The following is a 12,224-nucleotide window of genomic DNA, read 5'->3' as shown; positions in this document are numbered from 1 at the left end:
CGCGGCCGCCCCGTCCCTCCAGGCCGTCAGCCCACGCGCTCCGGGAGCCGCCCCTGCAGCGCGCGGGCGTTGAACTCGCCCGTGCTCGTGTCGTGCAGGCCACGCCCCGTCGTCTCCGGTGCCATGACCTGCGAGACGATCGCGCCGACCACGCAGATCGCCGCGGCGATGAGCATGCACGGTCCGATGCCGAGCGTCGTGATGCCCACCGGGAGCAGGAAGGTCCCCGCGGCGGCGCCGACGCGGCTGCACGCGGCGGTGAAGCCCACACCGGTCGAGCGGACCTCGGTCGGGAACACCTCGATGGGGTAGACGGCGGTGAGGTTGCCCTGCAGCGCGTTCATGAACGAGAACACGGCGAAGCACACGACGACGACCGCACCCGGCGCGCTGCCCCAGAAGCCGACCACGGCCAGGGCGACCGCCATGATCCAGAACGGCGGGATGAGCTGCGGGCGACGGCCGATCCGCTCGATGGTGAGCATCCCGACGAGCGCCCCGACGGCGGCCATGCCGTTGACGGTGATGGTGCCGGCCGTCTCGTTGTGCAGCGCGAGCGACTTGAGCACGGTCGGTGCGAACGTGAAGATCGCGAAGTAGGGGGCGACGTTGCAGGCCCAGAACACGGCGATGAAGGTCACGCGCTTCCGGTTCCCCGGCGCGAACAGGGCGCGGTAGCCGCCGGCCTTCTGCTCCTCGGAGCCGTAGTCCTCTTGCTCGTAGTACGCGCCGCCGCCGAGGCGCTGGTCGATCACCGCGCGCGCCTCCTGCTCCCGACCACGGTGCAACAGCCACCGCGGGGACTCCGGGAAACCGATGCGAACGATGACGGTGACGATCGCCGGGAGGATGCTCGTCGCGAGCACCCACCGCCAGTTGAGGTGCCCGAGGTCGACGAGCGCGTACCCGACCACGACCGCGGCGAGGTACCCGGCGTACCAACACACGAGCAGCCCGGACAGGCGCCGTCCCCGGCTCTTCGCGGGGGCGAACTCGGCCAGCATCGCTGCGCCGATCGAGTACTCGGCGCCGATCGCGATCCCGAGCGCGATGCGGACGGCGAGGAGCTGCCAGGCGTCGGTCACGAAGGCCTGCAGCAGGCCGAGGACGACGAACGCGATGATGTCGACCGTGAACACGGTCTTCCGTCCGAACCGGTCGGTCAGGAGGCCCGTCAGTGGCGCCCCGACGAAGATGCCGATGAGGGACGACGCACCGATGAGGCCCGCCTCCAGGGCGTTCACGTGGAGGGCCGTCGAGATGAGCGGCAGGACGACGCTGATGAGGCCGAGGTCGAAACCGTCCAGGCCCTCGCCCCAGGCGCAGGCGAACGTCATGCGCGCGAGGAATCCCTTCCGGCGCTGCTCGGGGGTCCGTGTGGTCGTGCTCATGATCGCTCCTCGTCCGCCGGTCGGAGCACTCCCGCCCGGTACCCAGCGCATGGTACGGATTGGTGGACGAACGGTCTCTCAGGTTCCGCCATGGGCGTCCGAGGTGTGGGATGGGGGCACCTGGACGTCCGACCGAGGAGGAGCCGATGCCCCGACGCCGCGGACCGCGAGCCGAGTTGGCCGCCGCACGCGACGACCTCTCGCCGGTGCTGCTCGACGGGGACGCGGGAGAGGTCGTCGCAGCGCTCGAGGCGTTCGCGCACCGGATCGAGCTCCCGATCATCCGCCCGGACCGCCGTGACGAGCTGCCGGACGACGTGCGCTGCCCGGTTGCCGTCCTCGCCGTGCGGAACAGCGGGCGGCGTTCGTCGCTCCGCCGCGCCATCGACGTCCTCCGCGCGGTCGAGGCGCACCTGACGCCCGACGCCGTCGTCGTCGCGGTGTCGACGAGCAGCGCGGCGCGTTCGGCGCCCGCGCGGCTGCAGCGGCAGCTGTCGGCCGAGATCCTCTACCAGGTGCGTGCGGCCGTGTCGCCCGCGGCGCCGCGGTCGGGGCGGTCGTTCCGCCTCCGGCTCGGACTGTCGGCGCTCGGCGCCGTGGGCGTCCAGGTGTTCCGCATCGCGCTGTCGGGCTGACCCCGCCGCGGCTCGTCCGCCGGCTCGGTCGTCACCGCGCCGGCGCGTACCGGACCCAGTCGACGACCATCTGAGCCGTCCGCGGCGTGCTCGCTGTCGGGTGCGGCACCGACCCGCCGATCGCGAGGCTGAGGATGAGGTCGAACTGTCCGTCGAACACCCACTTCAGGGCGCTGGGCGCGGTCGCCTCGGTGATGTCCGTGCCGACGACACCGTCCACGCTGATGACGACGTGCCCCGGCGACCGGGTGACCGAGTACGTGTGGAACCCCTTGCTCATCGCCCGGGTGTGCATGAGGATCCCACCGGCCTGCACGTTGTGGTCCGGGTCGTCCTCGCCCGGGCCGTGCAGGAAGTGCGAGGTGCGGTGCGTGTCGATCGGGGCCTCGACGACGTCGATCTCGCCGCACTCCGGCCAGCCGACCGTGTCGACGTCGGAGCCGAGCATCCAGAACGCTGGCACGAGCGACCCGCCCTGCGGGACCTGGATCCGCGCGGAGACCGTGCCGTACCCGAAGGACGACTTGCCGTGGGTCGTCAGGCGGGCGGAGGTGTACGGGGGACCGCCGTCGGGGCCGATGTCCGCCGTGATGACGAGGTGGCCGTGGCCGTCGAGCACCCCGTTCGACGCCGTGTAGGTCTGCAGCTCGTGGTTGCCCCACCCGCCCGCGCCGGTCTGGGCGCTCCAGTGGGCCGGGTCCGGGGCGGCACCCGCCGGTCCGTCGAACTCGTCGAACGACCCGGGCGTGGGGACGGCCTCGTCGTGGGACGGCGCGGGCTCCCCGGTCGCCGTCGCGGTGGCCGTGCTGGCGGCGGTGGACGAGCGGGCGTCGAACGTCGGCAGGGACTGCGCGCCACTCCGCGCGGGCGCGCACGCCGCGAGCACGAGCGCGAGGGACAGTGCGACGCCGACGGCGAGCGCCGGCCGGCGGGTGCGTCGGTGGTACGCGTGCGTTCGGGTCCGGTCGGCGCGCTCGGGCACGCCGTGGTCCCAGGGCGTTCGGGGCGCCCTGTCGTTCGAGTCCACGGAGACTCCAGGTCAGATGGCGGGTCGGGATCTGCGCGGCGGGTACAGCGCGACGGCCCAGCCGTTCGGGTCCTGTGAGGCTACCGCCGCCCCCGGTCGGCCCGACACCCCGCGGACGGGGGGTACCGGCAGTGCCCGGAGCGAGGTCGTCGTCGAGGCGCCCTGACCGTGGCGCGTCGCGCACCGGGACCGCGGCGTAGCGTCGACGGACGATGACCACGCCGACGTCCACGGAGTCCCTGACCGTCCGGACCACGGGCGGCGCCGTCCGCGGCGTCGAGCGGGACGGGATCCGCCGTTGGCTCGGCGTGCCGTACGCCGAGCCGCCGGTCGGGGAGCTCCGGTGGCGGGCGCCGCGCCGCGTCAGGCCGTGGGAGGGTGTCCGACCCGCCGTCGCGCCCGGCCCGGCCGGTCCGCAGCGCCCGCACCCCTACACGGGCGGCATCGCTCGGCGGTTCCCGCAGTCCGAGGACTGCCTGTACGTCACCGTCACCAGTCCGACCGACGCGGACGGCCTGCCCGTGCTCGTGTTCGTGCACGGCGGCGCCTACCGGTCCGGCTCGGGCGGGACACCCGACTACGACGGCGGCGCCCTCGCCCGGCTCGGCGTCGTCCTCGTGACCGTCTCGTACCGGCTCGGCGTGTTCGGCAGCATGGACCTCCGCGTGCTCGGCGGCGACGGTGTGACCTTCGACGCGAACTGCACCCTGCGCGACCAGATCGCCGCCCTCGAGTGGGTCGCCGAGAACGTCGCCGGCTTCGGTGGGGACCCGGCCCGGATCACCGTGTTCGGCGAGTCCTCCGGCGGGAACTCGGTGACGACCCTGTTGGCCGCGCCGTCCGCCCGGCCGGTGCTCGCCGGGGCGATCGCGCAGAGCGCACACCCGATGACCGCACACTCGCCCGAGAACAAGGCGGAGCACGCGCGCCTGCTCGCGCGACGACTCGGACTCGACCCGGCCCACGCCGGGCGGGCGATGCGAGCGATGCCGGTGTCGCGCCTCCAGACCGTGGCCGAGGAAGTCGACGACGCGGTGACCCGGGAGTCCCCGCTCGTCGCCGTCATGTCGCCGACGATCGACGGCGACGTCCTGCCGGAACACCCGCTCGCCGCCGCCCGGGCCGGGCGGACGGCGCCGGTGCCACTCGTGATCGGCACGAACCACGACGAGGCGTCGCTGTTCAAGCACGCGCGGACCCCGATCCTGCCGAACACGCGGGAGCGCGTCGAACGACTCGTGGCCGGCACGGACCCGGAGGCCTGGCAGCGCATCCGACGGCTGTACGCCGACGACGCGGACCGCCCTCGCCGCGACTGGGTGTCCGCCGGCGGGGACGGCGTGTTCCACGTGCCGTCGATCGACATCGCCGAGGCGCACGCCGCCGCAGGCAACCCCACCTGGATGTACCGGTTCGACCACGCGTCGCCGCTCATGCGGCTCGTCGGGCTCGGCGCCGCGCACGGGACCGAACTGCCCTACCTGTTCGGGACCTTCCGCACACCGCTCGGGAGGATCGTGGCCGGCACCGACACGCCCGCGACCCGACGGCGGATCCACGAGGTCCTCGCCGGCTCCTGGACCGCGTTCGCGCGCGACGGGGTGCCGTCCCACCGGGGCTGGTCCTGGCCGCGGTACACCGCCGAGGACAGGGCGACGCTCTGCATCGACCGGGTCAGCCACGTCGAGCGAGACCCCGACCGTGCCGTGCGTGCGGCCTGGAGCGGCGTGCACTACGAGTTCTGAGCGTCCTCCGACCCCACGGAGCACGATGGTGCACATGGCCACCACCGACCCGGCGCGCACTGCGTTCGACGCACCGATCGACCCGGACTACGACGACGTCCCCCGACCGCACGCGCACCACCGCCACGGCTGGTGGTGGAAGACCCTGCTCGTCGGGCTGGCGCTCTGGCTCGTCACGATCGTCGTGACCGTGTTCACGCGGAACACGAACCTCGTGCCGACGATCATCCTGCTCGGCAGCTTCCTCGTGCCGTTCACCGTCGTGCTGTTCGTCATCGAGCGGGTCACGGGGACGGTCAGCACGATGCAGCTCATCGTCGCGTTCTTCGTCGGCGGCATCCTCGGCGTGCTCGGGGCATCCGTGCTCGAGGCGAACCTGCACCAGAACGTGTTCCTGTACATCGCCGTCGGGTTCGTCGAGGAGTTCGTCAAGGGCGTGCTCCTGCTCTTCGTCGGATGGCGGGTCCGGCCGAAGACCGCGCGCCAGGGGGCACTGCTCGGCGCCACCGTCGGTGCCGGGTTCGCCGCGTTCGAGTCCGCTGGGTACGCGTTCAACGCGGCGATCACCCAGCAGGGCATCGACCTGTTCTCGCTGCTCCAGACCGAGGTCATCCGCGCCGTGCTCTCGCCGGTCGGCCACGTGCTCTGGACCGCGATCCTCGGGGCGGTCATCTTCGGCCTCGCCCACGGCAGCCAGCGCATCCGCTGGTCGTGGCTCGTGCTCGTGGCGTACGTCGGCGTGGCCCTGCTGCACGGGTTGTGGGACTCGACGAGCGAGATCGCGGCGCTCATCGCGCTGCTCGTCACCGGCAACGCGCGCATGGAACTCATGTACGGCACGCTCCCGCCCGGGTCCGCCGGTGCGGTGTCGGCGCTGACGAACGTGCTCTACCTGATCGGGATCGCGATCGTGTCGGTCGTCGGCGTCATCGTGCTCGTGACGGTGCTGGTGCACTACCGCCGCCGGTACCCGCGGCCGAACCGACCGGCTGCCGGGCCCGGTCCCGAGGCCGCCTTCGGTGCCGGCCACCAGCACGGCGGTGCCGTCGACCAGCGCGGCGATGACGACGGGTGGGGGAGCACGCCGCCGCCGCACGTCCTCCGCTGACGCGCCCGACCAGCGGCGGCACTGGTCCTACACTGACCGCATGCCGCCCGCGCACGACGCCGACCCGGACGTGCTCGCCTGGGCCGGCGCTGCCGTCCGCCGGTACGCGGCGGCCACGAACCTGCTCGTCGCCGGACGCCGGTTCCGCGTCGTGGGCCCCGGCCCCGACGCGTCGACACTCCGCGCCGTGCTCACCGCGATGGGCGCCCGACACACGCCGGAGGGGCCGGTCGACCAGCTCTGGTGCACCGGCGACCCCGCCGAGAGCACCGCGGCCGTCGACGCGCACGGCGCCCCACCCCGAGGCCGCGGGCTCGTCGTGATCGACGCGGGTCGTCACGTCCCCGCGGTCGACGAGGACGCCTTCGGCCCGGTCGTCGTCGCGCGCCCCGGCGTGCTCGCGGTCCCGCACCACGCCGACGGAGTGTTCCTGGTGAGCACCGGACGGGAGCCGGAGCGTGACGCGTTCGCCGCCGAGCGCATCCGGTGGGCCGGCCGGCACATGCCGGTGAGCAGGGCGCTCGCCGCCCAGCTCCGCGCCGACCGCGCGCTCGCCGGGGTCCGCGTCGGCGTCGCGATGGTGCTCGAGCCGAAGACGGCGGTCCTGTCGTTGCTCCTGCAGGACGCGGGGGCCGACGTCGTCGTCTACGCGCACGCGGACGAGACCGACGACGCCGTGGCGGCCGCGCTCCGCGACGCCGGCCTCGTCGTGTTCGCGTCGAGCACGGTCGACCTCGCGGGGCAGCGGCGGCTCGCCCTCGAGATGCTCGACCGCGAGCCGCAGATCCTGCTCGACGACGGCGCCCACGTCATCCGGCTCCTCCACGAGGCCCGGCCCGAACTCCTGCCCGGCATGGTCGGCGCGGCCGAGGAGACCACGAGCGGCCTGCGCCCCCTCCGGACCATGGTGGAACGGGGTGCGCTGCGGCTGCCGGTCGTCGCGGTGAACGACGCGCGCGCCAAGACGCTGTTCGACAACCGGTACGGGACCGGGCAGTCCACGGTCTTCGCGGTGTTCGACCTGCTCGACGCCGTCATCGCGCGCGATGCCGTGGCGCGGCTGCCGACCGCGGGAGGCACGGCAGCCGTGATCGGGTACGGTCCGGTCGGCGAGGGGGTCGCCCAGGTCCTGACGGCGCTCGGGCTGCGCGTCGTCGTCGCCGAGACCGATCCCGTGCGGGCACTGCAGGCCGTGTTCGCGGGGTACGACGTCGCGCCCGTCAGGACCGCCGTCGCCGGTGCCGACCTCGTGATGTCGGCCACGGGCGTGCGGGACACGGTGTCGCTCGACGTGCTGCGGGCGTGCGCACCCGACGCGGTCGTCGCGGTGGCGGGCGGGATCGACCAGGAGGTCGCGACCGACGATGCTCGCGCCGCCGGTAGCGTCCGCACGACCATCGCTCCTCGCCTCGAACGGATGACCGTGCCGGGCACCGAGCGCGCGGTGGTCCTCGTCGACGGGGGCGGGTGCGTGAACGTCACGGCGGCCGAGGGCAACCCGATCGAGATCATGGACCTGTCCTTCGCGGTGCAACTCGCCGCGGTGCGGATGCTGCTCGAGCACGGGGCGGAGCTGCCCGTCGGCGTGCACTCGATCGACCCCGCCGCGGACGCCCGCATCGCTTCGGCGGCACTGGCCGAGCTCGGACTCGCCGTCGACTCGCCTCGCGGACCCGACCCCGACGGGGGCGCGCAGGGGCGGCCCTCCGACGTCCGCACCACGCGGTTCGGAGCCCCACCGTGAGCGCGTCGGTCACCGTGCACTCGGCGCACGTCGTCGTGCCGATGACCGCGCCACCGATCCTGGACGGTGCCGTCGCGGTCCGGGGCGACCGCATCCTCCACGTCGGCGAACGCGCCTGGGTCGTCGACCAGCTCGCCGCCCGTGGCCTGCCGTACACGGAGCGCCGCTGGCGCGGCGCACTCCTGCCCGGTCTCGTCAACGCGCACTCGCACCTCCAGTACACCGGCATGGCCGCGGTCGGCGCTGGCCGGTACCGGGGGTTCGAGGACTGGGCGGCGGCGTTCACCGCCGACTACGGCGGGCGCGAGCACGACTGGGGTGCCGACGCGGCCGAGGGGGCCGCGCAGTCCATCCGGGCCGGCGTCACGAGCATCGCGGACATCATCACCGACCTCGAGGCGGTGTCCGTCCTCGCCGACGCGGGGCTCGGGGGCATCGCGTACTGGGAGGTCATGGACTGGGAGAACGCCGCCTGGCAGGAGCGGGGGCGTGACCAGGTCCTCGGCGAACTCGAGCACATCCCGGAGCACCCGGGTGCCGGTCTGTCGCCGCACGCGCCGTACTCGCTCGACGTGGGTCCGTTGCTCGACCTGCCCGACATCGTGCGTCAGCGGGGACTCCGGTTGCACCTGCACCTGGGCGAGTCGGCGTTCGAGGCGGAACGCCGCGCCCTCGAACCCGTGCCGGGCCTCGCCGGCGTCGTCGGACTGGGCCGGGGCGCCGACTGGCACCAGGCGAACGTGCCGTCGTTCCGGGCGCTCCGCGCACTCGGCTTCGGCGCGAGCGCCACGACGTTCGTCGACCGGCTCGGGGTGCTCGGGCCGGACTGTCACATCGCCCACGGCGTGTACATGACCGCCGCCGACCGGGCGCTGCTCCGCGCGCGCGGGACCGCCGTCGCCCTGTGCCCGCGGTCGAACGCCGTCATCGGACTCGACCCGCCGCCCGTCGCCGACTACCTGCGCGAGGGCAGCGCGATCGCGGTCGGCACGGACTCGCTGTCGTCGTCGCCCTCCCTCGACCTCATGGCGGACGTCGCGGCCCTGCACCGCATCGCGCGGAACCAGGGGTACGGCGCCCGCGACCTGCACGAGCGGTTGCTCGCGGCGGCGACCCTCGGCGGCGCGCACGCGATGGGCCTCGACGTCGGGCCGGACCGGATCGGCCACCTCGCCGTCGGCGCACGGGCCGACCTCGCGGTGTTCGACGTCGACGCCCGGACCGTCGCGGACGCCCTCGCGGAACTCGCGGAGGACGGCGCCGGCCGGGCGAGGGCCACCGTCATCCGCGGTGTGGTCCGCGCCGTCGACGGGACCGTGCTCACCGCCACCCACGTCCCCGAGAGGACCCCGTGAACGACACCCCGCCCCGCCCCGGCATGGTCGCCCGCCGCACCGTCGCCGGTGACCTCGTCGAGTGGCTCGACGTCCCGCCCCGTGCCCGCGCCCTCGGCATGGAACCGCACCCCGAGGGCGGCTGGTACGTCCGCACCTGGACGTCGCCCGCCGTGGTGACGACGCCCGCGGGGGAGCGACCGGCCGCGACGCTCATCCACTTCCTCCTGCCACCGGGGGAGGCGTCGGCGTGGCACCGGGTGACCTCGGACGAGATCTGGATGTGGCACGGGCCGGACGCCGTCGTCCTCGAACTCGGCGGCAGCGGTGACGCCCCGGAGCCCGGCGCGCGGATCACCCTCGGACCGGACGCCGGGCGCGACCGTGTGAACGACGCGCAGGCGTTCGTCCGCGGGGGCGTGTGGCAGCGGACCCTGCCCGGCGAGGGCGAGGTGCTCGTCAGCTGCCTGGTGTCGCCCGGATTCGCGTTCGAGGACTTCACCCTGGCAACCTGACCGCGGCCGGCCGTCGGCCTGCCGGCCGTCGGCCTGCAGGCCGCCTTTCATCCGCCGAGATCGCACTCGTTGCCGCTTCGAGACCCTCCTGAGCGGCAACGAGTGCGATCTCGGCGGCGGGGAGGGTGCAGCCGGCCCCGCGACGTGGTGGAGTGGTGGGATGAGCACGACCTCGTGGCTGGAGATCGACCAGCAGGATGCCCGCCCCGACGCCGCCACCCTGGAACGGTCCCGCGCCGGGCTCACCTTCCGGCTGCGGGAACCGACCGACCCCGCGATCGAGGCCGTCCTCGCCGCGTTCCGATCGGTGATCGTGCGCGGTTCCGTGTTCGGGGCCGCGTTCGACGTGAGGGGTGACGACGAGACGACCGCCTGGTACCTCTGCCGCAACCGGGTGGACGAGTACGGCCTCGTGGAGGCGCTCCTCACGTCGCCCGCGATGGCGGCCGCGCTCCCCGGCATCGACCATGACGTCCGGTTCGACGCCGACACGTTCGAGGAGCGTGCGGCCGTGGAACTCGACGGCATGATCGCGAGCGCCCTCATCTGGGGCGGGTCGTCGGCCTCGTTCAAGGGTCGCGCCGCCGAGGCGAAGCGCATCGGCCGGGCCTTCAGCGACGCCCTCGTGGGGGATCGGTACGAGGACTTCCGCATCGACGATTCGTTCCAGGCCTGGAGTGGGTGGTTCGACGACGTCGCCTGGGACTTCACGTGGGTCATCACGGACCGACGGCAGAAGGTCATGACGGTGGTGTTCGTCACGGACGACGACGCCGAGTCCGATCCGCCGAGCGCCGGCTGACGACCGCGGGACGGAACGGCGCGTCATCAACTCGCGCCGGGCCTCCCGGCCCCGTACGATCCGCAGCACACCCCGCTCGCGACCGCCCCGGAGGCAGCCCGTGTCCCCTCGACGCCGACCCCGCACCCCTCGCACACTCGTGGCGGTCGCCGCCGCGGTCGTCGCGCTCACCCTCGCGGCCTGCAGCGCCGGCGGCTCCGGCTCCGGCAGCCGGACCGTCACGGCCGGCAAGCTGACGATCGCCACCGGCCAGCCCGCGTACTCGCCCTGGGTCGAGGGGAACAAGCCGCAGTCCGGCAAGGGGTTCGAGGCGGCCGTCGCGTACGCCGTCGCGCAGGAGATGGGCTACGCGAAGGACGACGTGGTCTGGAAGCGGAGCACCTTCGACAGCGCCATCGCCCCCGGTGCCAAGGACTGGGACATGAACATCCAGCAGTTCAGCATCACGGCGAAGCGGAAGCAGGCGGTCGACTTCTCGGCGCCGTACTACACGACCACGCAGGCGGTCGTGACGACGTCGGGGTCGAAGGCGGCCGACGCCACGAGCATCAGCGCGCTCAAGGGCCTCGAGGTCGGCGTCGCCACCGGCACCACGAGCTACGACGTCGCGAAGGACGCCCTCGGGCAGCCGCAGGTGTTCAACTCGAACGACGACGCCGTCCTCGCGCTCGAGAGCGGACAGATCGACGCCGTCGTCACCGACCTGCCCACCGCGTTCTACGTCGCGTCCGCGGAACTGAAGAAGGGCAAGGTCGTCGGTCAGTTCCCCGCCTCGTCGGGCACGGGTGACCAGTTCGGCATCGTCCTGCCGAAGGGCTCGGCGCTGACGCCGAAGGTGAGCGGGGCGATCCGCGCGCTCAAGGCCGACGGCACGCTGCAGCACATCACGACCAAGTGGCTGTCGACCGCGGTCGACGTGCCCGTCCTGCACTGATCGGGACGCGGTCCGTGACCACCACCCCGACCACCGTCGTCGCGGCGCCGAGCGAGATCGAGGTCGAGCGGCGACCGTACCGGCGCCAGCGGGGCCGCCGCTCGGTGGCGGTGAGCATCGTCTCGTCGCTCGTGGTGGTCGCGCTCGTCTGGGTCGGCGTCGTCAACACCCCCGGATGGGCGGCGGTGCAGCAGTCGTTCTTCGACCCGGAGACGGCGGTCTCGGCCTTCCCCGACATCCTGCTCGGGCTGTGGCTCAACGTCCGGATCCTGTTCTTCGCGTCGATCGGCGTCGCCGTGTTCGCGACGCTCCTGGCCGTCGTCCGAGGGCTCCGGAGCCCCGTGGCCTTCCCGCTCCGGCTGCTCGCCACCGGGTACACGGACCTCTTCCGGGGCCTGCCGCTCATCATCGTGCTGTACCTGGTCGGCTACGGCGTGCCGGGGCTCGGTGTCTTCCCGCGGTTCCCCGCCGAGGTCTGGGGCACCATCGCGATCATCCTGACCTACTCGTCGTACGTCGCCGAGGTGCTCCGCGCCGGCATGGAGGCCGTGCACCCGTCCCAGCGCCTGGCCGCGCGGTCGCTCGGCCTGTCGCATGCGCAGACGCTCCGGCTCGTCGTCCTGCCGCAGGGGCTGCGGAAGGTCACGCCGGCGCTCATGAACGACTTCGTGTCGATGCAGAAGGACGTCGGGCTCGTGTCGATCCTCGGCGCGGTGGACGCCGTGCGGGCCGCGAACATCGCGCAGGCCGAGTCGTACGACTTCACGCCGTACTTCGTCGCGGGGCTCCTGTTCGTGCTCATCAGCCTGCCCCTCATCCGGCTCACCGACGCGCTCGCGCTGCGCCAGCAGCGGCGGGAGCAGAGCGGTGGTGCGGTGTGACCGCGGACGCGACGAGCGCGCCGGACACCAGCCGCTCCTCCCGGCCCGGTCGGTCCGGTTCGCCGGCCGGTGGGGAGGCCGGGCACCCGTCCGCCGCGGACGCGCCGG

General features: G+C 73.5%; 11 protein-coding genes. 9 read left to right on the top strand and 2 right to left on the bottom strand.

Features of this window, described 5'->3' with window-relative positions; genetic code table 11:
• Positions 1-26 precede the first annotated feature (26 nt).
• Positions 27-1,391, bottom strand: a complete 1,365-nt coding sequence (locus DEI81_RS09420) for an MFS transporter (protein WP_111010456.1) — start codon at positions 1,389-1,391, stop codon at positions 27-29.
• A gap of 146 nt (positions 1,392-1,537) precedes the next feature.
• Between DEI81_RS09420 and DEI81_RS09415 the strand changes: the two genes are divergently transcribed.
• Positions 1,538-2,026, top strand: coding sequence for a hypothetical protein (locus DEI81_RS09415; RefSeq protein WP_111010455.1), 489 nt, complete (start codon positions 1,538-1,540; stop codon positions 2,024-2,026).
• Between the two features lie 31 nt (positions 2,027-2,057).
• On the opposite strand, the gene DEI81_RS09410 is transcribed toward DEI81_RS09415, so the two are convergent.
• Positions 2,058-3,008 (bottom strand): family 16 glycosylhydrolase, encoded by a 951-nt coding sequence (locus DEI81_RS09410; protein WP_181435368.1) that lies wholly within the window; start codon positions 3,006-3,008, stop codon positions 2,058-2,060.
• Positions 3,009-3,265: 257 nt separating this feature from the next.
• Between DEI81_RS09410 and DEI81_RS09405 the strand changes: the two genes are divergently transcribed.
• From DEI81_RS09405 to DEI81_RS09370, 8 genes are all read left to right on the top strand, one after another.
• A complete protein-coding gene (locus tag DEI81_RS09405; RefSeq protein WP_111010453.1) occupies positions 3,266-4,798 on the top strand; it encodes a carboxylesterase/lipase family protein in 1,533 nt (510 codons plus the stop codon).
• 34 nt (positions 4,799-4,832) lie between these two features.
• Positions 4,833-5,906: a PrsW family intramembrane metalloprotease gene (locus tag DEI81_RS09400; protein ID WP_111010544.1), complete on the top strand. Its 1,074-nt coding sequence runs from the start codon at positions 4,833-4,835 to the stop codon at positions 5,904-5,906.
• Between the two features lie 40 nt (positions 5,907-5,946).
• Positions 5,947-7,650 carry an adenosylhomocysteinase gene (locus DEI81_RS09395; RefSeq protein WP_111010543.1) on the top strand — a complete coding sequence of 568 codons (1,704 nt, stop codon included), beginning with the start codon at positions 5,947-5,949 and terminating at the stop codon, positions 7,648-7,650.
• Complete coding sequence (locus DEI81_RS09390) at positions 7,647-9,005, top strand: amidohydrolase family protein (protein WP_309146667.1); 1,359 nt, start codon at positions 7,647-7,649, stop codon at positions 9,003-9,005. The genes DEI81_RS09395 and DEI81_RS09390 overlap by 4 nt, the downstream gene beginning before the upstream one ends.
• Positions 9,002-9,499: a cupin domain-containing protein gene (locus tag DEI81_RS09385; protein WP_258368599.1), complete on the top strand. Its 498-nt coding sequence runs from the start codon at positions 9,002-9,004 to the stop codon at positions 9,497-9,499. Before DEI81_RS09390 ends, DEI81_RS09385 begins: the two co-directional genes overlap by 4 nt.
• 160 nt (positions 9,500-9,659) lie before the next feature.
• The gene (locus DEI81_RS09380; RefSeq protein WP_111010452.1) at positions 9,660-10,301 is read left to right on the top strand and encodes a hypothetical protein; all 642 of its coding nucleotides are present in this window, start codon (positions 9,660-9,662) and stop codon (positions 10,299-10,301) included.
• A gap of 100 nt (positions 10,302-10,401) precedes the next feature.
• Complete coding sequence (locus DEI81_RS09375; protein ID WP_111010451.1) at positions 10,402-11,235, top strand: ABC transporter substrate-binding protein; 834 nt, start codon at positions 10,402-10,404, stop codon at positions 11,233-11,235.
• 14 nt (positions 11,236-11,249) lie between these two features.
• Entirely contained in the window at positions 11,250-12,116 is an 867-nt protein-coding gene (locus DEI81_RS09370) for an amino acid ABC transporter permease (protein WP_111010540.1), read from the top strand.
• The last annotated feature ends 108 nt before the right edge of the window (positions 12,117-12,224 follow it).

The sequence above is a fragment of the Curtobacterium sp. MCBD17_013 genome (assembly GCF_003234565.1).
Classification (GTDB): domain Bacteria; phylum Actinomycetota; class Actinomycetes; order Actinomycetales; family Microbacteriaceae; genus Curtobacterium.
This window is presented reverse-complemented; position numbering and strand designations above follow the sequence as displayed.